This is a genomic window from Sporosarcina aquimarina (genome assembly GCF_033253705.1).
In the GTDB taxonomy this organism is placed as follows: domain Bacteria; phylum Bacillota; class Bacilli; order Bacillales_A; family Planococcaceae; genus Sporosarcina; species Sporosarcina aquimarina.
Genome location: NZ_JAUBDH010000003.1, coordinates 307,398 through 333,724, shown reverse-complemented (window position 1 = coordinate 333,724; position 26,327 = coordinate 307,398). Strand labels below are relative to the sequence as shown.

The 26,327-nt window shown below is 39.6% G+C and carries 30 protein-coding genes; 26 read left to right on the top strand and 4 right to left on the bottom strand.

Annotation, left to right across the window (positions count from 1 at the left end; genetic code table 11):
• Positions 1 to 23: 23 nt before the first annotated feature.
• Both QT716_RS06895 and QT716_RS06890 read right to left on the bottom strand, forming a co-directional pair.
• Complete coding sequence (locus tag QT716_RS06895) at positions 24 to 716, bottom strand: LrgB family protein (RefSeq protein ID WP_317935309.1); 693 nt, start codon at positions 714 to 716, stop codon at positions 24 to 26.
• The gene (locus QT716_RS06890; RefSeq protein WP_317935308.1) at positions 707 to 1,117 is read right to left on the bottom strand and encodes a CidA/LrgA family protein; all 411 of its coding nucleotides are present in this window, start codon (positions 1,115 to 1,117) and stop codon (positions 707 to 709) included. The genes QT716_RS06895 and QT716_RS06890 overlap by 10 nt, the downstream gene beginning before the upstream one ends.
• A gap of 286 nt (positions 1,118 to 1,403) precedes the next feature.
• Between QT716_RS06890 and QT716_RS06885 the strand changes: the two genes are divergently transcribed.
• The 15 genes from QT716_RS06885 (at position 1,404) to QT716_RS06815 (ending at position 13,691) form a co-directional block, all read left to right on the top strand.
• The gene (locus QT716_RS06885) at positions 1,404 to 3,527 is read left to right on the top strand and encodes an ATP-dependent Clp protease ATP-binding subunit (protein ID WP_317935307.1); all 2,124 of its coding nucleotides are present in this window, start codon (positions 1,404 to 1,406) and stop codon (positions 3,525 to 3,527) included.
• 280 nt (positions 3,528 to 3,807) lie between these two features.
• Positions 3,808 to 4,653 (top strand): MBL fold metallo-hydrolase, encoded by an 846-nt coding sequence (locus tag QT716_RS06880; protein ID WP_317935306.1) that lies wholly within the window; start codon positions 3,808 to 3,810, stop codon positions 4,651 to 4,653.
• 198 nt (positions 4,654 to 4,851) lie between these two features.
• Positions 4,852 to 5,757, top strand: a complete 906-nt coding sequence (locus tag QT716_RS06875; protein WP_317935305.1) for a DMT family transporter — start codon at positions 4,852 to 4,854, stop codon at positions 5,755 to 5,757.
• 677 nt (positions 5,758 to 6,434) lie between these two features.
• Positions 6,435 to 6,770 carry a TIGR04104 family putative zinc finger protein gene (locus tag QT716_RS06870; RefSeq protein ID WP_317935304.1) on the top strand — a complete coding sequence of 112 codons (336 nt, stop codon included), beginning with the start codon at positions 6,435 to 6,437 and terminating at the stop codon, positions 6,768 to 6,770.
• Between the two features lie 275 nt (positions 6,771 to 7,045).
• The gene (locus QT716_RS06865) at positions 7,046 to 7,567 is read left to right on the top strand and encodes a GNAT family N-acetyltransferase (RefSeq protein WP_317935303.1); all 522 of its coding nucleotides are present in this window, start codon (positions 7,046 to 7,048) and stop codon (positions 7,565 to 7,567) included.
• Positions 7,568 to 7,675: 108 nt separating this feature from the next.
• Positions 7,676 to 8,206 carry an SF0329 family protein gene (locus QT716_RS06860; RefSeq protein ID WP_317935302.1) on the top strand — a complete coding sequence of 177 codons (531 nt, stop codon included), beginning with the start codon at positions 7,676 to 7,678 and terminating at the stop codon, positions 8,204 to 8,206.
• Between the two features lie 240 nt (positions 8,207 to 8,446).
• Entirely contained in the window at positions 8,447 to 8,683 is a 237-nt protein-coding gene (locus tag QT716_RS06855; protein ID WP_317935301.1) for a hypothetical protein, read from the top strand.
• Positions 8,684 to 8,858: 175 nt separating this feature from the next.
• Entirely contained in the window at positions 8,859 to 9,281 is a 423-nt protein-coding gene (locus tag QT716_RS06850) for a hypothetical protein (RefSeq protein ID WP_317935300.1), read from the top strand.
• 138 nt (positions 9,282 to 9,419) lie between these two features.
• On the top strand, positions 9,420 to 9,959 hold the full coding sequence (locus QT716_RS06845; protein WP_317935299.1) for a hypothetical protein: 540 nt from the start codon (positions 9,420 to 9,422) through the stop codon (positions 9,957 to 9,959).
• A 264-nt stretch (positions 9,960 to 10,223) separates the two neighbouring features.
• Entirely contained in the window at positions 10,224 to 10,679 is a 456-nt protein-coding gene (locus tag QT716_RS06840; protein WP_317935298.1) for a hypothetical protein, read from the top strand.
• 407 nt (positions 10,680 to 11,086) lie between these two features.
• Positions 11,087 to 11,374 carry a hypothetical protein gene (locus QT716_RS06835; RefSeq protein ID WP_317935297.1) on the top strand — a complete coding sequence of 96 codons (288 nt, stop codon included), beginning with the start codon at positions 11,087 to 11,089 and terminating at the stop codon, positions 11,372 to 11,374.
• A 539-nt stretch (positions 11,375 to 11,913) separates the two neighbouring features.
• Complete coding sequence (locus QT716_RS06830; RefSeq protein WP_317935296.1) at positions 11,914 to 12,384, top strand: glycosyl-4,4'-diaponeurosporenoate acyltransferase CrtO family protein; 471 nt, start codon at positions 11,914 to 11,916, stop codon at positions 12,382 to 12,384.
• Positions 12,385 to 12,513: 129 nt separating this feature from the next.
• Positions 12,514 to 12,750 carry a hypothetical protein gene (locus QT716_RS06825; protein ID WP_317935295.1) on the top strand — a complete coding sequence of 79 codons (237 nt, stop codon included), beginning with the start codon at positions 12,514 to 12,516 and terminating at the stop codon, positions 12,748 to 12,750.
• A gap of 106 nt (positions 12,751 to 12,856) precedes the next feature.
• On the top strand, positions 12,857 to 13,384 hold the full coding sequence (locus QT716_RS06820) for a GrpB family protein (protein ID WP_317935294.1): 528 nt from the start codon (positions 12,857 to 12,859) through the stop codon (positions 13,382 to 13,384).
• 124 nt (positions 13,385 to 13,508) lie between these two features.
• On the top strand, positions 13,509 to 13,691 hold the full coding sequence (locus tag QT716_RS06815) for a hypothetical protein (protein WP_317935293.1): 183 nt from the start codon (positions 13,509 to 13,511) through the stop codon (positions 13,689 to 13,691).
• A gap of 136 nt (positions 13,692 to 13,827) precedes the next feature.
• On the opposite strand, the gene QT716_RS06810 is transcribed toward QT716_RS06815, so the two are convergent.
• Positions 13,828 to 15,903, bottom strand: a complete 2,076-nt coding sequence (locus tag QT716_RS06810; protein WP_317935292.1) for a S9 family peptidase — start codon at positions 15,901 to 15,903, stop codon at positions 13,828 to 13,830.
• Positions 15,904 to 16,114: 211 nt separating this feature from the next.
• Positions 16,115 to 16,624 (bottom strand): DUF421 domain-containing protein, encoded by a 510-nt coding sequence (locus tag QT716_RS06805; protein ID WP_317935291.1) that lies wholly within the window; start codon positions 16,622 to 16,624, stop codon positions 16,115 to 16,117.
• Positions 16,625 to 16,786: 162 nt separating this feature from the next.
• Between QT716_RS06805 and QT716_RS06800 the strand changes: the two genes are divergently transcribed.
• The 11 genes from QT716_RS06800 (at position 16,787) to QT716_RS06750 (ending at position 25,788) form a co-directional block, all read left to right on the top strand.
• On the top strand, positions 16,787 to 17,947 hold the full coding sequence (locus QT716_RS06800; RefSeq protein WP_317935290.1) for an LL-diaminopimelate aminotransferase: 1,161 nt from the start codon (positions 16,787 to 16,789) through the stop codon (positions 17,945 to 17,947).
• A gap of 33 nt (positions 17,948 to 17,980) precedes the next feature.
• Positions 17,981 to 19,534, top strand: coding sequence for an aldehyde dehydrogenase family protein (locus tag QT716_RS06795; protein WP_317935289.1), 1,554 nt, complete (start codon positions 17,981 to 17,983; stop codon positions 19,532 to 19,534).
• A gap of 225 nt (positions 19,535 to 19,759) precedes the next feature.
• Positions 19,760 to 20,566, top strand: coding sequence for a transporter substrate-binding domain-containing protein (locus QT716_RS06790; RefSeq protein WP_317935288.1), 807 nt, complete (start codon positions 19,760 to 19,762; stop codon positions 20,564 to 20,566).
• An 81-nt stretch (positions 20,567 to 20,647) separates the two neighbouring features.
• A complete protein-coding gene (locus QT716_RS06785) occupies positions 20,648 to 21,790 on the top strand; it encodes a saccharopine dehydrogenase family protein (RefSeq protein ID WP_317935379.1) in 1,143 nt (380 codons plus the stop codon).
• Positions 21,791 to 21,832: 42 nt separating this feature from the next.
• Entirely contained in the window at positions 21,833 to 22,489 is a 657-nt protein-coding gene (locus QT716_RS06780; RefSeq protein WP_317935287.1) for an amino acid ABC transporter permease, read from the top strand.
• A 45-nt stretch (positions 22,490 to 22,534) separates the two neighbouring features.
• Positions 22,535 to 23,275: an amino acid ABC transporter ATP-binding protein gene (locus QT716_RS06775; RefSeq protein WP_398292728.1), complete on the top strand. Its 741-nt coding sequence runs from the start codon at positions 22,535 to 22,537 to the stop codon at positions 23,273 to 23,275.
• Between the two features lie 306 nt (positions 23,276 to 23,581).
• Entirely contained in the window at positions 23,582 to 23,929 is a 348-nt protein-coding gene (locus tag QT716_RS06770; RefSeq protein WP_317935378.1) for a DUF6176 family protein, read from the top strand.
• A 60-nt stretch (positions 23,930 to 23,989) separates the two neighbouring features.
• Positions 23,990 to 24,193: a nucleic acid-binding protein gene (locus QT716_RS06765; protein ID WP_317935285.1), complete on the top strand. Its 204-nt coding sequence runs from the start codon at positions 23,990 to 23,992 to the stop codon at positions 24,191 to 24,193.
• A gap of 158 nt (positions 24,194 to 24,351) precedes the next feature.
• Positions 24,352 to 24,756, top strand: coding sequence for a DUF5412 domain-containing protein (locus QT716_RS06760; protein ID WP_398292668.1), 405 nt, complete (start codon positions 24,352 to 24,354; stop codon positions 24,754 to 24,756).
• An 87-nt stretch (positions 24,757 to 24,843) separates the two neighbouring features.
• The gene (locus QT716_RS06755) at positions 24,844 to 25,251 is read left to right on the top strand and encodes a DUF4181 domain-containing protein (RefSeq protein ID WP_317935284.1); all 408 of its coding nucleotides are present in this window, start codon (positions 24,844 to 24,846) and stop codon (positions 25,249 to 25,251) included.
• 168 nt (positions 25,252 to 25,419) lie between these two features.
• Positions 25,420 to 25,788 (top strand): hypothetical protein, encoded by a 369-nt coding sequence (locus QT716_RS06750; RefSeq protein WP_317935283.1) that lies wholly within the window; start codon positions 25,420 to 25,422, stop codon positions 25,786 to 25,788.
• The last annotated feature ends 539 nt before the right edge of the window (positions 25,789 to 26,327 follow it).

The window sequence follows — 26,327 nt, the reverse complement described above, 5'->3', positions numbered from 1 at the left end:
CTTATTGAGATATAAAATGATCCTTATCCATAGAACATCCAGGCGATTAGCGGCCCAAGCAAGGACCCGAAAATTGCTGAAAGTGTCATGGCAACGGAGCTCAAGGAGGCTTCCTGTTCACCATATTCAATCGCTTTAGACGTTCCAATAGCATGCGTCGCCACGCCTAAGCCGATACCTCGGCCAAGTGTGCTGTCCAACTTGAAGAACGTTAAAAAATAGTGGCTGAGCAGAACTCCGGAGATGCCTGCAATGATGACAAAGACGGCTGCAAGTGCTGGAATACCGCCTACTTGTCCAGAAATCTGCATAGCAATCGGCGTCGTGATCGATTTAGGTAAGATGGAAAGAACGAGTTCTTTTGGAAACCCGGCACTTTTAGCGAGTAACATGCCGGTCATCATGCCTGTTACGCAGCCAGCCAAAATACCAGTGACAATCGGATATATGTGCCGCTTCAATAACTCTCTCTGTTTGTATAAAGGGACTGCCAGAGAAACAACAGCAGGCCCCAATAACTTATCGATCCATTGTCCGCCTGCCATATAGGTTTCATAGGGGATATTAAATGTAACCAAAATAAGTATTAAAGCAATCGTTGTCGTGATAATAGGCACTAAAAATGGCCAGTGAAATTTCATATACACGACATTCATTAAAAAATAGGTGACGATCGTTAATAGAATGAAGCCTGTAGCGGGAATGATCAGCTGCATTCAGATCCCGCCTTTCTCTTATCCATCCGCTTTGCAACGGATTGGCTGACGAAACTAGCGACACCCATCGTCAAGAACGTACTAATAATTGTGATGGGGATGAGCAGGCTCCCTTTACCTGAAAAGAAATGCCCGTAATTCATGACGGCAACAGTCGCAGGGATGAAGAATATCGGCAGCACCGATAATAGGGAATATGCGCCGGATTCAATCCATTTCAAATTCAGGATTTTTGTGCTTAGCGCGCCTAAGACGAGTAATAATCCAATAATACTGCCGGGGAGCGGGATATGCAGGGTCTCATGCAGCCAATTTCCTATCATATAAAAACTGTAAAGAACTGCGATTTGAATTAGCTTGATAAAGATCGTCATGGTTGGCCAATTCCTTCTTTCCTTCATTCGAATAAGCTTCTGTTTAAAATGGAACCACAAAAGCAGAGTTGAGAAGTTTTTTTCTCAATGTACCTAGTATAGTAAACGACCTCTGCCTAATGCAAAAGACATTGTTTTCAGTGTTTATCAAACACAATATAAGTGTATGTGCTTAATGTACGTCTAGTTTAAAGAAAGGCAAGCAGATTTCTTGAAAGTCAAATTAGGTCAGTGTAAAATGTAGTTAAGGTCAAAGATAGTCAAGGTCGATTTAGCCTTAATTCATGAATAGATTTTAAAGGAGGAACCAATTATGAGATGCCAACATTGTGAAAAAAACCAAGCGACGATGAGTTTACGACTTCAAATGAACCAACAAGCGATGCAGGTTAATCTTTGCCGTTCCTGCTTTCAACAGCTGCAAGGTCAACTAGGTAATGGGCAAATGCCGTCATTTTCAAGTGAAGGCAATCAGTCTTTCCAAGCCAATGGCGGAAAACACGCTCATACTCAAGTGAGAGAACAGGAAAGTCAGGAACCTAGTCTATTGGACGAATTGGGTAAGAATTTATCCGACGATGCGCGACAAGGGTTGATAGACCCAGTCATTGGTCGGGCTCAAGAAATTAAACGTGTAATTGAAACGTTAAATAGAAGAAATAAAAACAATCCGGTGCTCATTGGAGAACCCGGAGTAGGTAAGACAGCGATTGCGGAAGGGTTGGCTGTGAAGATTCACGAAGGTGACGTACCGGCAAAATTGCTGAACAAAGAAGTATATGTGCTGGATGTTGCATCACTCGTCACGAACACAGGAATTCGCGGTCAGTTTGAAGAGCGGATGAAACAACTGATAGAAGAATTGGAATCACGCAACGATGTGCTGTTATTCGTGGATGAAATTCACTTGCTTGTCGGTGCAGGAACTGCAGAAGGCTCCAAGATGGATGCGGGTAATATTTTGAAACCTGCATTAGCACGGGGCAGTTTGCAGCTGATCGGGGCAACGACGTTGAAAGAGTATCGTCAAATTGAAAAAGATGCTGCGCTTGAACGGAGATTCCAGCCGATCATTGTAAAAGAACCTTCAGCAGAAGATGCAGTGAAAATCTTGAATGGCATAAAAGATCGATACGAAAACTTCCACGGCGTACACTATTCTGATGAAGCTGTACAGGCGTTTGTGACATTATCCGGCCGGTACATCCAGGATCGATTTTTACCGGACAAAGCCATTGACTTGATGGATGAAGTGGGATCCCGTTTAAATCTAGAACTGAATGCATGTGATTCAGCTTCTCTTGAAACTCGATTGGAAGATGTGGTTCAACAAAAAGAACAAGCGGCAGATCACGAGGATTATGAAAAAGCAGCAACGTTACATGCTGAAGAAATGAGCTTGCGTGAAAAGTTGGATGCTGTTAAAGAAGCAAAAACAATGGATACTCTCCATGTAACAGTCGAAGATATCCAATTGATTGTAGAAGAGAAGACGGGGATACCCGTAACGAAACTACAAGCTGATGAACAAGCAAAAATGAAAGACCTTGCTGAAAACCTCGGTAAGAAAGTCATCGGTCAATCTGAAGCAGTCGATAAGATTGCTAAGGCGATACGCCGCAGCCGTGCAGGATTGAAATCGAAAGACCGTCCGATTGGGTCATTCTTATTTGTTGGTCCAACGGGTGTCGGTAAAACTGAAATCACCAAAGTGTTGGCTGAAGAGTTATTCGGTTCACGTGATGCACTGATCCGTTTGGACATGAGTGAATACATGGAGAAACATGCGATATCCAAAATCATCGGTTCGCCTCCAGGATATGTCGGTCACGAAGAAGCGGGTCAATTGACTGAACAGATTCGCCGCAATCCATATTCGATTCTGTTACTCGATGAAATCGAAAAAGCACATCCCGATGTGCAAAATATGTTCCTTCAAATCATGGAAGATGGCCGTTTGACGGATTCCCACGGACGTACAGTAAGTTTCAAGGACACGGTCATCATTATGACAAGCAACGCAGGAACTGGCGTAGCTAAAAAAGTGAGTGTCGGGTTTAATCAGACGGAGCATGAGTCCGTGACGATTCTTGAAACATTAAGTGATTATTTCAAACCAGAGTTTCTTAACCGATTCGATGCGATTGTTGCATTCAACGAGTTGACTGAAGATAACTTATTGGAAATTGTGGACTTGATGCTACTCGATTTACAAGAAGCGATCGAGGAAAACCAACTCGATATTACGATTTCCCAAGAAGCGAAACAAGCACTTGTGAAGTTAGGGTATGACAAACGTTTCGGGGCTCGTCCATTGCGTCGGGTAATCCAGGACAAAATCGAAGATCCATTGACAGATCTTCTGTTGGAAGAAGAAAGTTTAGGAAAAGTCACTGTAGATGTTGTTCAAGAAGAGATTGTAGTACAGCATGCTTAATGCAGTGCTGGATATGTTAGAGATTTCAGTGGAAAGTTGAACGAACATAGTGAAGAGCCATCTATTGCTTACGCGCAATGGATGGCTTTTTACTTTGTGGGCAGGTTATGCGTAGTGATCTTATCTTTCATGCAAATCAGTTCTCTAAAATGAACGATTAAGAGTGAACCTCCCATGAAAACGGGTATGGCAGTTTAAAGGAAGTCCTATTAGGTCAAGCTTTTTTCAGTACTTGGAAATCTGATAATTTGTGAATACAGATAAGAGGGAGGAATTCTTTATGGAAAGAAGTTCGTCAACTGAACGTTTTCAACCGATCACTTCACAAAACAGCAATGTAGGGGTTGAAGTGACATCTGATCTATATTGTTATACTGTACAAATTGTCAATGTGATCTTTTATGGGAAACCCGGCGACGAAGAGTGGGTGCTGATTGACGCGGGTATGCCGAAGTCCAGTGAAAAGATAATGGAGGCAGCTGCCGCACGTTTCGGTCCAGGCCGACCGCCTAAAGCGATCATTTTAACGCATGCCCACTTTGACCATGTAGGGGCACTGATCGACCTGCTTGAAGAGTGGAAGGACGTCCCTGTGTATGCGCACGAATCAGAGTATGCCTTTATCACGGGTCAGCAAGATTATCCGAAGCCCGATGCTTCTGTAGAAGGCGGGATGGTCGCCAAGATGTCGTTCATGTTTCCGGGTGAATCGATCAATATCGGAGATCGCGCACATGTGCTGCCTACAGACCATTCCATACCTTACATGCCAGGATGGAAATGGGTCCACACGCCAGGTCATACAGCGGGACACATTTCGCTGTTCAGAGAGACGGATCATGCATTGATTGCAGGAGATGCGTTCGTCACCGTGAAACAAGACGCGCTCTACAAAGTGATTACACAGGAATTGGAAATGAATGGCCCGCCGCGCTATTTGACACCAGATTGGGAAAGTACGGAGCTATCCGTCAAGAACTTGGCGGCCCTGCAGCCTGAACTTGCAATTACCGGACATGGGGTGCCTGTGACGGACATGACTTGGCTGCAAACTAATTTAAGGCAATTGACGAGTGACTTCAAAGAGCTGGCAGTTCCGGATCACGGAAAGTTTGTGGAGGAATGAAACATCGACATGATATGTGAAAAGTAAAAAATGCATTGTAAGTAACCATTCGGTTTGGCTGATAAGTCAAACTGTATGGTTACTTTTTGTTTAATGCATTAGCTAAGAACTAATCAGATATTTACATAGGCTTGTGTGACTGACTGTTGTATGATGGAGTTTGTAAAATACATAGAGATGCAGTAAGGAGGTGGCGGAATGGAAACACAACCGGGTCTCAACGTCTATTTGATGACGATAGCAGGGGCAGCATGTTGGGGACTGATCGGTCTTTTCATAGCTCCGCTGTACGCACAAGGTTTCACACCATGGGATGTCGTGGCGATTCGTGCAATCTTCAGCTTTATCTTTTTATTACTCATTATGGTCCTATTCTATCGCAAACAGTTGCGAACTCGATTAAAAGATCATCTCTTTTTCGCATGTGCGGGAATCTTCAGCTTGGCATTCTTCAACTATTTTTATTTTGAAGTGTTTTCTCAATCGAATTTGTCATTGGCTGTAACGTTACTCTATACGGGTCCTTTGTTTGTCACGATTCTATCACGTATTTTCTTTAAAGAACCTTTAACGACCCGTAAAGCATGGGCACTCGTTTTTGCGATTACTGGATGTGCATTTGTCGTAGGATTGGTTCCCTTTGGACAACAAAGCATCCCAGGAAAAACACTGCTAATGGGCGTACTTTCAGGTTTTTGCTATGCGTTGTACAGTATTTTTACAAAGCCGGTGACGAAGCGTTATTCAGCATTGACGATTACAACCTATACGTTTTTGTATACGAGCATCTTTATGTTAGTGACTAGCGATATTTTAACAAAGGCAGACCTATTCCAACATGCAGATGTCTGGGGATCCGCTTTGCTGCTAGCTCTGGTTTCAACGGTAGCCGCATATGTATTGTATACGTCCGGCCTAAAATATTTGGAAGCAGGCAAGGCATCCATTTTAGCGACCATTGAACCGATTGTAGCTGTGCTGATGGGAGTCTTATTTCTTGGAGATTATCTGCATGGATGGCAAGTGCTTGGGATTGCGTTAGTTTTGTATTCTGCAATTCTGGTGGCGGGCAGAAGGAAGAGGAATGACTTTCCTGAAAAATAGGGCCTTATGCGGTGGACCAGTGTATACGCATGATGTGTTAAATAGATGACCTCCATATGAAACCCTTGTTGAAGGATTTTATATGGAGGTTATTTTTAAAGTGTGCGAGAAAACAATCCTTGCAAGTATAGCTGCATCAGCTGTCGAATTTGCTATAAGGTACTGTGTATCAATGATTGAATGTTTTAAATAGACTTTGATTTCTTATTACATATATTGGTACAATAGGAAGAGGAGATGAAATGATAAATAATTTAATTAAAGGTTAAAGATTTTGTTAATATAGCAAAAGCTACTAAATATATGGGGGCTGTTGCATGCAATCCATAATTGAATTGATAAGTAATATAAGCATACTGATTTTCTCTTTTTTAAAGGAAATTACAGAAGAGGAAATCGAAAAGAATCTATCGTATTTAAAGCGAGAAAATTGGTTTCAGACATATCTGGAAGACGATAAATATAACGATTTGATTGTTAATAACATCAAAGTTCGTCACGTGATCGGTGCTTTTAATCTCGGAAAAATGTCGCGACTTAGATATTACAGAAAACATCAGAATAGAATTGAACTGGCAATGGAAAAGTATTCCTGATTGTTTACTGGTGAAAAAGCAACGTGAAATTATTGTGGGCAATTCAAAATAAGATCCGCGCTTCAAACGAACCATTCAATAATGGAATCTGTATTTAGGGGGGAGAGGTATATAATGACAACTTGCCAAAATTGTAATGAAAAGTGGAATTGGAAACAAACGATGAAAAATACGACAACGCTGAACCCTGCAATGACTTGTCCAAAATGCGGAGAAAAACAATATCAAACACAAAAATCTAAAAAGAGAATAAGTTTTCTAACCATGATTATTTTATTACCCCTACTGATCCAAATCTTCTTTGACATACCGGCAATTATCTTACTTAGCTTACTTCCTTTTTTTACTGTCATCATTTTTCTTTTATATCCATTCTTTGTGGAATTGAGTAATAGGCAAAGGTACATAGGCTGGTGAATACTTGATACAAAAATGGAGGGAAATTCACTCATAAAATCCGTGCTTTAAACGGACCAGTTAACGCAAAAGGAGGAGTTTGATTATGCTTATTCTTACGGTAATTATACTAACTTCATTTCTAACTCTAATCACTTTATTATTTACCACGAGCGATGAGGGTAAAGTTTAGAAACGGGGGATTTTCTGTAACACGACTATGTCGCAATCGGGCCATTTAGTAGGTAAAGCAGATGTATAGTCACTAACGTCCAAGTGATTGGAGGAATGAATCCATGAATATAGTAATTGAAAAGTTAAAAGACACAGATGCTGAAAGTTTATATGAATTTGAAATTGAAAACAGAAAATTTTTTGAAGATATGGTACCGTCTCGGGGAGATGACTTTTACAAGCCAGAGGGTTTTAAAGTAAGGCATGAATCTCTGCTTGAAGAACAAGACAAAGGATTTTCCTTTTTTTATTTAATAAAGGATAAAAATGATTCTATTCTTGGGAGAATAAATTTAGTTGATATTGATGAAACCGAAAAAGTAGGATTTCTCGGCTATAGAGTAGGACAAATCCACACTGGAAAAGGTGTAGCTAAAAAAGCATTGTCATTATTACTCAAAACAATAGTTGAGTTGGATATAAAAAAAGTTAAGGCAAAAACAACCACCAATAATATAGCATCTCAAAAGGTTTTAGAGCAAAATGGTTTTGAACATACAGAAACTAGTCCGAAAGAATTTGAAATGAATGGCCAGATGTTGAACTTTGTTAATTATACATGGATAAATAAATCATCGTTTTAATCACCAAACGGGCGCGATTGTGATGTAAACGATTGCGTCCAGATCACGTAAACTGGCCAAATTGTTAAACAAGCCTAAGTAAAATTTATAAGATATAGGGGTAAAAAAATGTATAGTCCGAAATGGAGTAAAGTAAAAAAACAATTAAAAAGTTTCACCTGTGATTCATTAAAAGATCGGATTGACTTTCATATTATTAATTATCGCAAAGCCCATGACCAGTTGGGAAGGGCTGTTATTACAGTTGATAAAAAAGAAATATTAAGTATGTGTACAATTACTGCCGAAAGAACAATGTATAGAAAAGACTGGGATATTAGGGAGAAACAAAATATTGAATATGATATCGATGACCAAAAGTTAAATTTGGAAGTTGGATTGCAAGCTCATGAAATAATTAAAGCGGAAGGAATCCTAGCGCAATACGATTTTTTTGATGCATTGGAAGAGTTCTTGAACTCTCCAATAGAAGCATCTTTAAGGTCACATGATGTTGTTACAAAGATCCTTACTTTAATTGACCGACGAGTAGGAAAAAGGACATTGCAGAAACTCAATAGCTCTATTAAAAGTGAGCATGAAAGTATTAAATACTTTTTCAAATTGAGGTGTGATGCCGAAGGGGTAAGTTTCGATTAAGAAGTCTTGGTTATTCTGGAATCGGGGGCTTTTCTGTGACACCACTATGTCGCAATAGGGCCATTATGTGAGTGAAGGATCGTTGGTATGGGGACCAGCTGTTAGATAATAGCTGTACTTCCCATTGATAAACTTAAAATACTAAGATGAATTTTTTATTTGTATTGGATGGGTTTGATCGGTAAAATAAACTGAATAATTAGTCTGTTATGTCACATTGATACAAAGGATGTGAAGGAAATGAAGAAAATTTATGGAGTTTATATTCTACTTGGTATCTTATCTTGGACTTTGATGTTTTCAGGGATTTTTAAATGGGCGGGAATTCCTACTTTCGATAAGATTCTAACTGCTGTTTTAGGTGAAGCAACTGCTATTACTAATACGCTGGCAATTGTAATCACTGGAGCTATCGCTGCATTAATTATTTTTGCATGCTTAAAGTTAACAAGGAAAGTAGGCAACGCATCAGTTTAAATTGATTTTATTAGACAAAAGGGCGTCGCTTTGAATGGGAAAAGACGCCCTGTGATACATAATCAGGGGCGATAATTGAACACAACCGTTTCGCAATTGGGCTATTTAGTTTAGGAAACAATAGTTTGAAGCATATAAATTATCTTCACATCGAACAATTCAAGGGGGAGATTGTTTGAAAAAAATAGCATTCACTTTAATATCACTGTTATTCTTATTAACTGCTTGCCAAGCAAATGATCCCAATGCAATTATACTGGATGAGGTGCTAGCCTCATTTGAAGAACAACAATTGTCACTAAAAGAAAGCAAAGCTACTAAGAATGACAATATATTCGGAATGAAACTTAATGGGGTTAGACCTTCTTTTTATGAATTGGATGGAAAACAGGTTTTAGTTTATATTTATAATTCAAATAATCAACGGGAAAAGGGTTTGGAAGATTGGCGTAAAAAAACAGCAAGTATGGATACGGTCTCATATAAAGTGTGTGAGGTTAATAATGTATTGCTGTTTTATGTTTATGTAGACGAATACCTTAATAGTGAAACAGACAGTAGAATACAAAATGTTGTGACTGGATTAAGTGACAGTTAATTATATCATTAGCCTGTATTCAACCAATCGGGGACATTTCTCGAAGAAGATTTGCACCTTTTTCAGTAATAAAGCTATTTTGTTGGACTAATAAGGTGAAATAGGTAAGCTGCGTGCGTTGTACAAAGGGGTGTTGAGGTGAATATAATTGCGTGGTTGATTGTTGTATGTGAAATAGGGTTTTGGCTTGTTATCATTTTAGGCCTATTGACACGATATATTCTTAAAAGGAATAGATTAGGATTGTTTTTCCTAGCTTTAACACCTGTCATTGATTTAATTTTATTAATTGCTACTGGTGTAGACTTGTATCGCGGTGCGACCGCTACCAAAGTGCATGCAATTGCTGCTGTGTATATTGGGATATCTATCGCATTCGGTAGGAGTATGATTGAATGGGCTGATATACGTTTTCAATATTATGTGATGAAAAAAGGATTGAAGCCGGTTAAAAAATTTGGCATTGATTATGCCAAACACTATTTTAAGAGCTGGGGACAACATGTGCTTGCCTTTCTAATAGGAGCCGGAATTTTATTCGTCTTAATTTATTTAATAAACGATTCTTCTCGAACAGAAGTGTTGGATGGGTTTCTAAAAGTATGGACAATTGTGTTGGGGGTTGATTTTTTAATCGGCATAAGCAATTTTATTTGGCCGAAAAGGGCAAAGCGGTAGCACAATTCAATAATCCCTCAATCGGAGACAGGTATTGAAGATCCAGTGTGCCCGTATCGTGCCAAATTGATGAGGAAGAGAAGATGATTTTTGATGACAATTGAATCTTTACAGAAACGAATTGCGTAAATAAGACAAAGGAAGGGAAATATTATCTCAAATAAAAATGTAAAATCGTTCAAAGTGTCATTCATTAGTTTTTTGTTGCTACTTACTGGGGGATTACTCGCTGCCTGTTCTAATGCCGAGGCAAGGGATCCAAATGTGGGTATTGTCGAAAAAATCCTTGAGCTTCAGTTCAACGGTCCTGATAAAAAGATGATGGATTTGCTTGATAATCCTGATAACACAAAGATTGTGGATGGTAAGCAGGTCAATGAGAAGTTCGATAAGTACATCACAGAAATATATGGAGATTATTTTACAGAAGACTATCTAGTCCCATTTCTTCAAATATCAGCTCTGAGATATCAAACTGCGGCAGAATTTTCAGGTTACAAATTAAGTTTGAAAGACACAGTCGTTAATCAACCTGAAAAGGATTCGAACAGATATACATTCACTGCAACTGTCGGTTATACAAAAGATGGTGAGAAAGAAAGAACAGCAGATGTTTCGGGAGTTGTTTTGTTCTCTACTAAGGAAAAAGGTAAAATTGGCAAGTTTGAATATGGTAAAGACAACGGACTATCTAAAGAATTATTCTTTTCAGACGAATAAAAGTCTTCTTCAATCGAGGGTAATTGTCGTATTGGAAATGGGCTTGTGTGTATGAGTAAGTCGCATATATACATGTCTTTTTTTATGTACTAAAACGTCCACCTACCGCTCTATAACATCTAACAGAAGAACCTCTTAACTCTATTTTGGTTTCTAGCTAACAGCTGCTACAGTCTTATCACACGCTATTAAAAAGTTGTAACAGCTCTATAGTAAGCTGACCAATTGAAAGATAAGAAATACAAATAGTACACATTCCTATACGTGTATAAATGGGAATATGTTACACTGATAGGGTAGGCTGATTATTCAGATATTCAATTAAAAAGCCATAGTTAGAACTTTGTCAACAGATTGAAATAATGTAAAATCCTTTGTTTCGAAAAAAGAGTAGGAGCTGTTTCACTTTGCCCAAAACACTACCAGGTAAAATTTCAGCATTTTTTTTAGTGATTTTTATTTTTGAAATACTGTTTTTCCTATTCAATATATATAAAGAGAATCCACTAGGTGCAATAACGAATGTTTTGTTAATAGCTCCTCTGCCAGCTATTTTAGGGTTGATTTTCGGAGTGATTGGAACTATAAAAGAAAAAGATAATTATAAAGTAATCCCAATTATAACGTTAATTTCAAGCGTTTTATTTATTGCTTTATTTTTAACTATACTACTTGGTTTTAAATTTGGTGGTTAATTAATTTAGTTCGATTAACGAGGGCAATTCTGTATCTTGTGATTTTAAAGCTGTCAAAGATGGTATTAACAGATCTGTCCTAGGGCAATCTCTCGAAAGAGATTATGACCAAGGGGAAAACAAGAAATCCTGGCTGGATGATGATTTGGATAATTAACGATTTGTCCTCTAATTGCAATTGAGCTCTAAAAGAGCATGGAATATGCTTTAAATGGACTAATTCGCAGCGCAAGGAGAGGATTATAATGACCAGAGCAAAGCAGTATTTTTTAGGGTATTTTCTCTTATTCCCAACAATTTTTGTGATTAGCTCCTTTTTGTGGCGATTTATTATTAAGAGCAATGACTTTTTGATTGTTTTAACGGATTCTTTATCAATAATAGCAATATATTATTTCATCGTGAGCATTTTCTTTGTTGTTCGTATGAAATAATATGCTGTACTGGAATTGTCATCAGTACCATACAAGAACTAGACCGTTTAGTAAAGTACTCCAAAAATTAATTAAAAAGGTGATAATTTGCCATTTACTATATATATGATAATCATTAACACTTCATTTTGGCTTATTCTCAACTATGGCGTAGCTTATGGAAGTCGTTTGTTACCAAAAGTCATTTTTCAAAACAATTTCTTTTTCAAAGAAAAGTCATTTGAAAGACAACTATACAAATCAATAAGAATTAACACATGGAAAGATAAATTACCGGCTATGAATTCTACTCTTAAAAATTTAAAAAGCGAACTAACTCCTGGATACCTAGATAAAGTGTTTATGCAAACATATTATGCTGAATTTGGGCATTTAACCATAGCAATACTAGGTTTTCTTTCTATAGTAGTGAACCCACATGAGTATTTTATGTTGGCCTTTATTTGTTCCATCGTTAATTTCTTTATACATATCCCCTTCTGCTTAATTCAAAGATATAACCGACCGAGAATAGTTAAAGTGAAATCTAGAATTGAAAATAATTCTTTTTGTTTGGCCTCTAGAAGGTCGATATAAACTGGACTCTATGGATTGGTCCTAAGAAGGGAATAACGCAAACGATGAGAATTGCTAAATAATTAGAGGTTTTTCTTGCAGGGCGCTTGTGTTATAGCAGCATCAAATTGAAAGCGAAGGTGTGACAGTATGGCTATTGTTTTTTGGGGATTGTGTATAATCATAGGATCTGGTTTAATATCTCATTCGCTTGATAACAAAAAGAAGGTTAAGTACAGATACGAGTTTATTTCAGTAAATGAAAGAAACGTAATTATATTTGATAAGAAAACAGGTAGTTACTGGCAGAAGTTAATTGAGGAAAGCGATGGAACGATTGATTGGCAAAAAAAAGAATCTCCAATTGCAAAACAGGAACAACGTTAGCTTATTAACCATTAATCGGGTGCATTCTTGAAGAAGAGTTGCACCCTTTTTCGGTTATAAGACCAATTTGTAATGAACGTACTTTAAATATTAGGAGTGAGGAACTGTGATTTTAGGATTGAAAAGAGGGGAAATAAAAGTAGTTGAGCCCCAAATAGGTTGGAAGGATGAATTCTATAAAACACAAAGAGAAATCAATGCTGCAGCTGGAATCGATTTTGAATGTATTGAGCATATAGGGAGCACTTCAATTCGCGATATTAAAGCTAAACCGATGATTGATTTTGCTGTTGGCGTAGATGATATAAACAATGTACCTTCTTATATCTTTGAGAAGTTAAAGGGGATCGGTTTCCACCGTCTTCGTGTAGTCCTTGAAAATGAAATAGTTATAGCTCGGTTCACAGACGACACATTTGATATCAAAACCCACATTATTCATTTGATAGAATACCGAGGGAAAAAGTGGAACGATTTAATTTCATTTCGTAACGCACTTAATTCCTCAGGAGAATTAAGAAAAGAATATGAAGGAGTCAAACTTAGTTTTCTACAAAATGAAACTGGTGATATGAATGACTATACACAGTACAAAGAAGGATTTATTCTTAAGGTTTTGAACGCGAACAAATAAAATGTACAATCAGTCATTTTGTTATTCTTTATATTACAGTTCTTCAGAATCGACCTTCTTATAATTTACCAGACATGTGCAAATGGAGAAGAAGGTTTGTACCTGAAAATGGCTAAAATCCTATGTGGAATTGAACGTTTTCATTAAATACTTGAAATGGGGAGAGTATGTGTTATTGGCCTTCATATTAGTGATTCTGGTCGTGTTTTTGTTTGACTTTGCAAAGATCAGAAAGCAAAACGATACAGTGATTGAACAAAATGAAAAGATAATTTCTCTTTTAGAGGAAATTAGAAATAAGCAATAGCTATCTTTTACGAAGATCACCACAATGCAATTGGCTGCGTCTATTATTTAGCTACTGGCGGCGCCAACCAAAAAAGAATAAAAAAATAAGGGGGAGAATAGCAAAATGCTGTCACCCCCTAATTTTCGGTTATACGTTATTGAACTTTATCCTCAACTTTTAGATCGGCACCGGTTCCAATCTTATCTAGCACAAACGCATACAGCGACGCAACTTCCTTCAATTGGTTCAAACGACCGGATTCGCCGAAGTGGCCGGCTCCCATATTCGTTTTCATGACGAGAATATGATTATCGGTTTTCAGTTCTCTCAAACGTGCGACCCATTTAGCGGGCTCCCAGTATCCAACACGCGGATCGTTAAGACCTGTTGTCACATACATATGCGGGTAGCTTTTCGCTTCTACATTGTCGTATGGGCTATAGGACTTCATGTAGAAATACGCTTCCGGCTCACGTGGATCTCCCCATTCGTCCCATTCAAGTGTAGTGAGGGGAATGGACGTGTCGAGCATCGTAGTGACGACATCGACGAATGGTACTTCAGGTACAATCACGTTGAACAAATCACCTGACATGTTGGCGACTGCGCCTGCAAGCAATCCACCTGCACTGCCTCCACGAGCTGCCAGCTTTTCGGAAGTTGTATAGCCTTCCTCAATTAGATACTTTGCTGCCGCTATGAAGTCAGTGAACGTATTCCGCTTATTTTGCATCTTTCCGTCCTCATACCACTGTTTCCCCATCTCTGATCCGCCGCGTACTTGTGCAGTGACAAAAACAACGCCTTTTTCTAAAACGGGCAGACGATAAGGACTGAAATACGGTTCACTATTGGCGCCGTATGATCCGTACGCATAGAGAATAATCGGGGCGGGTCCATGATCGAGAGCCCCTTCTTTATAGACGAGGTTCAATGGAACTTTTACTCCATCTTCCGCTGTCGCCCATACCTGCTTTTGTCTGAATTTCGAAGGGTCATATTCTCCACTGACAGGCGCAACTTGAATACCAGATCTTACACCATTGTGCAAATCTAATCCGAAAGTTGTTTCAGGTGTCAGCATCGATTCGAAACTGAGTAACACTTCTGATGCATCATAGTCCTGATTGGATTTAACGGAAACAGAATAGATGGGTTCATCCCATTCCATTCGTTCTAATTGTCCGTCTTTCAGTTCCCATAGCTGTGTCAGTCCGTTCTCTCGTCCAGCGACCAGCAGCTTTTCCCGGAAAGGATACAGTGCTTGCAGATAACGTTTTTCATCGTAGTCAACGAGGTTCTCCCGTGCTTGCAAATCACTAATAGGACAGCGCAGCAATTTGAAGTTTTGTGCATTTTCGTTCGTCAGAATCAGTAAGTTTTCACCCCAATGTTCCACGTCGTATTCAATCCCAGTTCTTCGTGCATCAACTAGTTGGAGAGGGGCAAGCGGAGAATCTGTATCTATCAAACGGACTTCACTGGTTGTTTTCGATTTCGCGTGTATAATGATGAATTTCCCACTTTGAGATTTGCTTATGGAAAGCGTGAACGTCTCATCTTTTTCTTCATAGATCAGCTCGTCCTGATCCGTGTCAGTGCCTAGACGGTGCCGCATTAACTGGCTCGGCCTTTCCGATGCATCTACAGTGATGTAGAAAATATAGTCTCCACAGCGGCTCCACTCCACACTTCCGTAAATGAAAACATCCGGAATACGGTCTGTCAGAAGCTGTCCGGTTTCCATGTCTTTGATGAAAACAGTATATCGATCTGTCCCATCGCGATTTTCTAAATAAGCGAGGAGGTTCTGATCTGTATTCCATCGAAGTGCTGTGACACTTAAGTAATCGCTTTCTTTTGCTAATTCGTTCAAATCGAGCACGATTTCCTCTGTTGCTTCAGGTAAAAGTTCTCGAGAAGCTGCTTTCTTCCGGGCATAGATTGGATATTGCATCGTCTTGTCCAAGCGTGAATAGGTGAAGTAGGGTCCATGCTGAACAGGAACCGCAACTTCTGACTCAGGAACTCGATCCACCATCTGCTGATAGATTTCTTCGGTTTGTTCCTTTAGAGGCTCCATCATCTCGTTATAATATCGGTTTTCACTTTCTACATACTCGATGACCTCCGGATTGTTGCGGTCCTTCAGCCAATAATAGTCGTCTTCGCGCACATCTCCATGCAATTCATGGGGATGGGGGAACCGTTTTGCAATAGGTGGTTTCATGCTTGATAAGCCCCTTTCTTCGATCTATGAAATTAATTCGTGATAGAGACTGGTAATCCCTTCCTTAACCTATGAGAAATAATTTAGTTGACGTGTTTGAATGAAGCCAGTATTTATGAATAGAAATAAAAGACCGGATCAGTATCCAATACCTAGATCCGGTCTTTCCTTCGTTACCTACTAATCATTAGAGGTGATCATCTATTCAGTTTTAAGGTTTTCGAACATTAGCAAGCGTAGATAGATGGATTTCATCTTCTTTCTGAATGACAGAAATACTCCCATCCGTTTCTAAAATGACAGCTTTTGCTTCATCCAATGAGCTCAGCCCATTGGAGCGGGCTGCCTGAAGAATCTCAACTTCCAGGATACGTTCCTTTTTCATCGTGTTCTTTAAATATTCACCTTTATAAAAGAGTAACTGAGGATTCGATTTGATAAGATCACTGACTTTACGAGATCTGACGGATAGCCAAGCAACGACATATTGCATAATTATCAGAATGGAAAAAGCCGTTAGACCCTCTGCAAGTGCCACTTTTTTACTTAATAGAATCGTAGCAAGAATCGAGCCGAGTGCAACGGTGACGACAAGGTCAAACGCATTCATTTTCGACAGAGTGCGTTTTCCGGAGATTCGCAAAATGATGATAAGCCCAACATAACTGAAGAACCCGACTGCCACTGTCCTTACAATCGGTTCCCATCCATTGAAAAACATAGTTCACCTCGAATTTAAGACGTTGTATAGAAGGGATTCCCTATGAACGTTTCACTAAAACCAACGCGGAATTCGGTCGTGAGGCATACTCCAAACCAAACCATCATAGAGTAGCTAGCGAGACATCAATTCACGTGATTATAAATAAGGCAGGTGATTTTTTTGAACTATCAATCGAACCGTTTGGGACAAATCCCCCCGTATTTGTTCGCAGAGATCAATAAAAAGAAAGCTGCGATGATTCAAGAAGGGGTAGATATTATCGATTTAGGGATCGGGGATCCTGATTTGCCTACACCTCCGCATATTGTTGAAAAGTTAGTGAAGGAAATGCAAGATCCTGCGAATTTTAAATATCCCAGTTTCATAGGGTGTCTTGAATACCGACAGTCCATTGCTGATTTCTATTTGCGGCAATACGGTGTGAATCTCGATCCCGAAACAGAAGTACTAGCCCTTATCGGATCAAAAGAAGGGATTGCCCATTTAATTCCGACGTTAGTCGATCCAGGGGATACGGTATTGATACCGGACCCGAGTTATCCTGTCTATCGGATGGCAACTTTGCTTGCAAACGGAACTTATTACGACATGCCTTTACTGAAAGAGAATAATTTCGAACCGGATTTCAGTGTGATTCCTCAAGAAGTACTTGGTCAATCTAAATTGATGTTTTTAAATTATCCTGGAAATCCGACTTCAGCTACAGTGGATATTGACTTCTTCGAAAAGGCAGTTGCTTTTTCAAAAAAACATGGTATTCCCATTGCGCACGATTCGGCTTACAACATGGTGACGTTTTCGGATTATAGTGCGCCGAGTATTTTGCAGGTAGAGGGATCCAAAGGATGTTCAGTAGAATTCGGTTCGCTTTCGAAAACGTATAATATGACGGGTTGGAGAATCGGATATGTAGTAGGGAATAAAGAAATCATCAAAGCACTATCCGTCCTTAAAAGTAATACGGATACTGGGCAGTTTACACCAATCCAAAAAGCTGCGGCTTTCGCTTTAGATGCTGACCAAAGCTGTGTGACATCGCATAATCGGATATACGAAGAAAGAATGTCGGTCGTATTGGAAGGACTAGCCTCCATCGGAATAGAAGTTGACCCGCCAAAAGGAAGTTTCTTCGTCTGGGCGCCTGTTCCTGAAGGCTTCAATTCCACGGAATTCGTCACACATATTTTAGAGAAAACAGGGGTTATCGTAACACCTGGTAATGCGTTTGGACCAAGTGGAGAAGGGTATTTCCGCATCTCTTTATCGGTTCCGAATACACGATTATTCGAAGCGATTCATCGCATTCAGGAAAGTATTTAGCAGATACGTAAAATAGTGAAGGAGGCAATAAATATGGTCAATCGAAAAGGGATCCAAGTGGTTCATTTGAATAAAAAAGGAACGAAAACGATACAAGGGGATGACACTAAAAAACTATTGAATTACATCGACGGTGAATGGTGTGAGTCCTCATCGGGCAAATTTGTGGACGTGCTCAATCCGGCGAACGGAAAAATTTTAGGAGAAGTCACACAGTCGACAGATGAAGATGTAAATCGTGCTGTTCAAGCTGCTAAAAAAGCGCAAAAGGAATGGCGTCTTGTTCCAGCGCCTGAGCGTGCGGAGTACTTATACACAATTGCCGCTCTTTTGAAAGAACGAAAAGAAGAGTTGTCACAGATTTTGACAAGTGAAATGGGCAAGGTGATTGACGAAGCTCGAGGAGAAGTGCAAGAAGCAATCGATATGGCCTATTATATGGCAGGAGAAGGCCGACGTCTTTTTGGAGATACCGTTCCTTCTGAACTGCGTAACAAATTCGCGATGAGTGTGCGCGTTCCAATTGGAGTTGCGGGCTTGATCACCCCTTGGAATTTCCCGATTGCCATTGCTTCTTGGAAGTCGTTTCCGGCACTCGTTTCAGGAAATGCGGTTGTTTGGAAGCCAGCAACTGAAACGCCGATCATCGCGTACGAATTCGCTAAGATCTTTGAAGAAGCAGGACTGCCGAAAGGGTTGCTGAACTTAGTAAATGGTTCCGGAAGAGAAGTAGGAAACGCAATGGTAGAACATCCGGATATCGATTTGATTTCCTTTACGGGGTCGAACGAAGTCGGCAGTGCCATTAATGCACGTGCTGGAGAACTGCTAAAACGGACGTCGCTTGAAATGGGTGGGAAAAATGCCGTAATTGTGTTGGATGATGCGGATTTGGATCTTGCGGTTGATGGTATTCTTTGGGGGGCGTTCGGCACAAGCGGTCAGCGATGCACGGCGACAAGCCGGATTATCGTTCATCAGGATGCAAAAGAAGCGCTTGAAACGAAACTAGTTGAACGGATTGGTGAATTATCGCTTGGGGACGGGGCCAACGAAAAAGTGAAAGTAGGTCCGGTGATCAATCGTTCAGCGCTAGGTAAAATCCATGAATATGTGAAAATCGGTCTTGAGGAAGGTGCTACGCTTCTAGCGGGCGGCAGTATGGTGACGGATAGCGGTCTCGTCACTGGAAATTTCTATGCGCCCACCATTTTTACCAATGCGACGGTGGATATGCGAATTGCGCAAGAGGAAATCTTTGGTCCGGTAGTTTCTATTATTCCGGTGAATAGTCTGGAAGAAGCGATTGAAGTGAATAATAGTGTGGAATTCGGGTTATCCAGTTCCATTTTCACTTCTGATGTCAATCTCGCGTTCCAGGCAATGAGAGACCTCGATACAGGAATTGTCTATATCAATGCAGGGACGACAGGTGCAGAAATCCATCTGCCTTTCGGTGGCACGAAAGGGACTGGAAATGGACATCGGGATTCAGGTGTAGCTGCGCTCGATGTGTATACGGAGTGGAAATCCGTTTATGTGGATTACAGCGGGAAGTTGCAAAGAGCGCAGATTGATAACTATTAAACAATGAAAAGTAATCGCCAGCAGTGTTGACGCAGAATCCGCGTCAGCCCCGCTGGCGTTTTTTTCTTTGCTCGGATGATGAATGATTCATTAGGCTCGGACATATAGTGAACTAACTTGTACCTAACTGGAATAGGACAACCAATCACTCAGGCACAAGAAGAAAGGGGAGATCAGAATCAATCGGTTTACCTGTTCGTAAATATGAAACTTGGGGGAGTAACTTTGAAAAAAATACTATTGTTTGCGATCTATTCATTCGCACTTGCAGCTGTACTTGCGGGATGTGGGGGCAAAAGTAAGGATAAGAAAGCAGAAGCAGATGCAGCTGTGGCCGATCGTGTCACGGATTCCAAGGTAATGAAAGTCGCGTTTGAAGGGACATACCCTCCGTTTAACTTTTTGAACGATAAGGACGAGTTCCAAGGATTCGACGTCGATATTTCGAACGAAATCGCGAAACGTTTAGGCGTTGAAGCAGAATTCATCGCAACGAAATGGGACGGTCTAATCGGCGGACTGAAAGCTGACAAATTCGATATTATCATCGGTCAGATGACCGTTACTGAAGAACGGAAAAAAAGCGTGGACTTCACAGATCCCTACGTTGTGACGGGTTCCGTATTAGTAACGCGCGAAGATACCGATGACATTAAGGAACTTGCGGATATTGAAGGAAAGAAAGTAGGCGTTGGCGGAGGAACCACTTTTGAAGAAGTTGCTAAAAGTGTAGATGGCGCAGACGTGAAATTGTATAAAGCGGTTGGTGATTATATTCAGGATTTAACGAACAAACGATTGGATGTCATCATTAATGACCAGCTGCTGATGAACTACAACATTAAAGAAAACAACTTACCGATTAAAGTCACTAGTGACATATTAAACAAAGACGAAATCGGGATGGCAGTGAATAAAGGAAACGAAGACTTTGTAGAAAAAGTGAATGCTGCGTTGAAAGAGATGAAAGAGGATGGAACGTATAAGGAAATCTATAAGAAGTGGTTCGGAACAGATCCGCTAGACATATGATGAAGTCCTAGGGTGAACAGATGAAAATGGTTGTTTACTCTAGGATTTTTCTTCATAAAACGGATTGGGGTGAAGATTAGTATGCGAATCGTCGTTTTAGGAACTGGAATGATCGGCACAACCATCGTAAGTGAACTGGCAAAGTTTGAAAGCGTTGAATCGGTCACAGCAGTCGATGTCCGTCAAGAAAGTATCGACAAATGCCTCGAAATTACAGATAATCCAAAGGTTTTTGGGAAGACAGCCTCTTTGTCTACGCTAGAGGATTTCATTGAAATACTGACGGAAGCAGATGTTGCTGTCGGGTGTCTTCCGCATTCGTTAAGTTTGACTGCGGTAAAAGCAGCAATTGCCTCCCGCTGTCATTTAGTGGATCTGGTCGGATCGATGTTTCAAGAGAAAATGGAATTACACACACAAGCACAAGAGGCAGGAGTCACAATCATACCTGGGTGCGGTGTGGCGCCTGGCATTACGAACTTCCTTGCAGCCAGGGGAATCGAAATGATGGATAAAGCGGATGAAGCTGTCTTAATATGCGGAGGCATTCCAAGATGGCCGGTACCCCCGTTATGGTACCAAATCGTATTTCGGCTCGAGAGCGTTTTGGGGCTGTATACCAAACCCGCATATGCCATAAAAAATGGTGAAATTGTCGAACTGCCCGCGTTGTCAGGTCTGGAGCCATTAACGTTTCCTTATCCAGTGGGTGATTGCGAAGCCGTTATTACGGACGCCCATAGCACGGCATTTACGTTAAAAGGAAAAGTAAAGAACTTGACCGAAAAGACCATTCGCTATCCGGGACACTGGGAGAAGATGAAGGTGCTAAAAGAATTAGGGTTTCTTGATAAAGAGCCATTCGAAATGGATGGTATAACGACTACTCCAGCGAAACTTTCGGAAAAAATCCTGGCGCTGAAACTGATAGGCGGATCTAATGAGGATGTGACGGTCGTACGGGTGGAAGTGGACGGAATGAAAGATGGTCACCATAAAAAAGTTACATGGGAAATGGTTGACTTGTATGACTGCGAACGAAACATCACATCCATGGCGAAAACAACCGCGCTACCCGCTGCACTCGCTGCGAAATGGATTGCGGAGAGAAAGATAATCGAAACAGGTGTTGTACCCATTGAAACAATTATTGTAAAGAAACGATTCGATCCTTTTGTTGCAGAATTAGATGAGCTTGGAATTCACATTAAATTCAAAGAATAGGTTTCACTTAACTTGTTAGAAAGTCTGGAAGGAAGTGGATCAGTGGATGTAACAATAATAATCGACTCATTGCCATCTCTTGTAAAAGCAACCGTCATGACGCTCTTTTTAAGTTGTCTATCCGTACTTATTGCACTAGTAATCGGTTTTTCCACAGCTCTAATCCGAATTTTAAAGGTGAAGATCTTATATGAAATCGCCAGTATGTATATTTCCATAATTCGAGGCACACCACTGCTTGTGCAAATATTTGTCATCTATTATGGATTGCCGCAAATCGGTATTTCACTAGATCCTATTTCTTCTGGAATTATGGCGTTAAGCCTGAACGCAGGTGCGTATCTTTCTGAATCATTCCGTGCTTCGATACTTGCTGTGGACCGAGGACAGATGGAAGCAGCGATTTCCATGGGAATGACATATGGGCAGGCTATGAGAAGAATCATTCTTCCGCAAAGTCTCCGTATAGCCATTCCGACATTATCGAACTCATTTATCGTTCTCGTCAAAGATACTTCCCTCGTGTCGGTCATTACCGTTACAGAATTATTGCAAATGTCGAGTCTAATCATTGCAAAAACTTTTGAGCCACTGACAATCTATTTAGTTGCAGCAGCCATTTATTGGATCCTGATCACATTCTTTACAACGATGCTGGATAAATTCGAGAAACGTTCATCAAAATACTTAGCGCGTTAATGCCGATGGAAAATTTGTATTTAGGGAGAGAGGATATTGAAGGTTATACAAGTGGAAAATATAAAGAAAGCGTTCGGTGAAAATCCAGTGTTGCGAGGAGTGGACTTGACAGTCAATAAAAGTGAAGTCGTCGTGATCATGGGGCCGAGCGGTTCAGGGAAATCTACTTTCCTCCGATGCCTGACCTATTTGGAAGAGCCGAACGAAGGGCTGATCCAGATTGGTCCCCACGAATTACATACAGGTGGGAAACTGGATCGTAAACGGAAGAAAGAAATCAGGGAGTTAAGGAAGAAAACCGGTTTCGTATTTCAGTCGTTCAACTTATTCCCCAATATGACGGCAATTGAAAATGTAATGGAAGGTCCAATGACGATTCATGGAGTTAAGTCTAATGAAGCAAAGAAAGTAGCTGAAGTCCTTCTGTGTAAAGTAGGACTTGGCGATCGATGTGATCACTATCCAGTCCAATTATCGGGAGGACAGCAGCAACGGGTAGCGATTGCGCGCGCATTGTCACTGAATCCAACAGTCATGCTTTACGATGAACCAACGTCTGCATTGGACCCTGAATTAGTCCGGGAAGTGTTACAGGTCATCAAGGACTTGGCGGAAGAAGGAATGACGATGGTCATTGTCACACATGAGATGAACTTCGCAAGGGAAGTGGCGGACCGTGTGATTTTCATGGATGACGGGTACATTGTGGAGCAAGGGACACCGGAAGAAATCTTTGATCATCCAAAGGAAGAACGGACAAAACAATTTTTGACGATGACAAAGTGAAACCGTATTTTGCTTCCTGCTACATAAATGAAAAAGATAAGTGAAAAGAATAAATCTAACCAGGACACAATTCGACGATGAATTCGTGTCTTTTTTTATGGAAACAAAGGTTGAAGGGAAGGCGTGAAGAACAGGAAGCAATCTAAAGGTTTTGTTAATAATTGTGACTTTTCATAGGAATTACATGTGGTTATGTTAAGATAAGGTAAAATATTCTAAAAAGTATCTACCCGGTATTTAGCATCACTAAAGTCAATGGTTAAATGGATTGTACTGAATGCTGGAGAAGAATTGAGGCGTGAGGATATGAACGTAGAACTAACACGATTCAAAGTAAAAGAAGGTAAATCTGAAACAGTTGACGAATGGCTGAATTTTTTAAACGAAAATATGAAAGATGTTCTGATCACTTTGGATGCTGAAAAAATGTATGTCGAAACCATCTTCAGAGAAGTTCTTGATGGAACTGAATACTTATATTGGTATTCAGCACAAGGCGAACACGGTCAGGATGTTGAGGATTCAGATCATTGGATTGACAAGGAACATTTACGATACTGGAATGAATGTATAGATCCAGAATTTCGACCTGTTGACCTCAGTACAGAGGTTGTCATGATTCCTGAAAAAATTAGGAGTGTGGTAGAGTCTTGAACTTTTTCACCATAATCAGACTGCCATTACGTTGATATTGAATTTACTGGAGGAAAGTAAATGAAAAGAAGTTGTCCGCATTGCAAAAGTGAAATGATAGAAGATTGTAAAGTGAATGTAGAAGGTGGTATGTATGGAATTAAAATCAGTCAAAAAGGCAAAGGGATTCTCAATAGTATTTCTGCAAAACCGAAGGCAGCTGTATGTCCAAACTGCGGCTATGTAGCTTTCTATATAGATGAATATAAAGAGTTTGACAGATAATACATATTCGATAATTAAAATCTGGTGCTAGTTAAGCGTTCAATATGGATTTATTTCGTGATATCGATTTTGGGAAGTTGAGTAAATTGAAAATAGTAGGTCTGTTTTTAATGGTAGATAAGAACTGAAAGAGTGTAGATGGATAGAGGTGTATTTATATGGGTACTGAAAATATATCTAAAAACGAAAAAAGAATAGTCTATAAAACAGTTTTTATGACAATCGGAATAGTAGGTCTGCTTTTTGTAGGATTACTTGCTTACGGTGCATATTGGGCATTTTTTGATATGAATCGATTGCCGATGGGTGAATATCTCACTGAAGAAAGCTCTCCTGACGGTCAATATACGTTAAAAGCATACGTTGCTAACGGTGGAGCTACGACTTCTTATACCGTTCGGGGTGAGTTGGTTTTCAATCAAAAGGAAAACAAAGTGAAGAATATTTACTGGAATGACAAGGAAGATAGTGCTGAGATACAGTGGCTTGATAACGACACGGTACTGATTAATGGGCATTCTTTGGACGTACCTATCGATAAGTTTGATTTTAGAAATCAATAATCCGCTGTACTGAAAATGGAGACCATTTCTATAGCGGCGATTAAATTGATTTCGTAAACAAGCCAGACTGCAAGGAGGGAATTTGCTGTGATTTGGTTTTTTCTAAGAGTCGTTTTGATTTTCGTTGTTACTTTTGCCTTGATGTATATAGCAAAGTCTCTGATCAGAAGAGTGTTTAAAATACCAAAAATAAGTGAGGATGATCCTTCTCATAATTATGTAAAGCAACTGCATCGTGAAGTTGATAAACCATTTATATCCTTTTCTACAGTTATTTTATTTTTAGTTTTAATAGTAGACCTTGTGTATTTTACCGACTCAGGCAGCCTCTTTATTTTTACCGTTCTGATTTTCACATTCATAAGAATGATGATTAGAGTATTTTTTGAATGGAAATATTCTAAGTATCCGAAGCAATATATTTTGTCTTTAACAGAAGTTTTTATTTTATTAACAGTTGTATTCCTTGTGGTGAAATATAATTTACTTTATTAAGCGAACAGGCGAAAATTCGTTTTAAGATAATTCGTCCATCCCGCAATGAGGATGAATTATTGAGTAAGATTAGTGAATTAAGAGGGATAAAAGCTGAAGAAAAACTTAGCTCATTGTGTTGAAAATAGTTGAGTGAATAGTGATAAAATCTCACCGCTGGAGGATTCTATGAAAAAGATAATTATATCTTCTGTTCTTGTAATAGCGGTTGTTGCTATTCTGGTGAATTTAGATACGGTGTATTTGAAGTTACAAGAAAGTAAAGTGAGTGACGCAGATTACTATGTTAGTGAAATAAATGCCGAAAGAGCTAGAAAAGAGCAAAGTAAGATTAATAGAACTGACTTAAAATTTTATACAAAGTATTCCGGTAACAGTATATATGTAACACAAGTATATGTAGAAGATAAAATTGAAATGATCTTTTTGACTAGAGCGTTTAAAAATGGCTTCCTTGACTGGGAATATCACACCCTGCCATTTACTACTACAGAAAACATTATTGATGAATCGTTGGATGAGTGGATTTTAAACTAACAAGGGCTTTAAATGAAGGTCTTTTACACAATGAACGGGGTATGAAATTAATGAATAACAAATTTTACCGTATTTTCGTTCATGCTGTCAATTTGATCTTATTGGGGTTTATCTATTTCTTTTGGGTTTTACTTTCTTTAGTTAGTTCACCCGTAGATGATAACTTGTTTCATTACTTTTCTATTGGTTTTATGTTCATTCGTCCTGTGGGCAGTTAATTATTGGCTCCAATATAAATCCAAGAAGATAAAATGGTATCTGCCATTAGCTGGAACTGTCCTTTATTTTGCCATCGTTTTGTTTGTCTTGGGGTATGTTTCACCATTTATAGGCGAATTGCTTATTATATAATCGTTTCCATTTTACGAAGACTGGTTCAATGATAAAAGTGCGGTTATACGAAAGGCGAGATGTAATGACGTGGCTCTTTTTATTAGCTTTTTTAATGGTAAGTTACTTTCTCATCATAAAAGTTAAATCAAAAAATGTCGAGAAGTCTTTTTCTATACTATCCCTGTTGATGTTTATATTGATGGCGA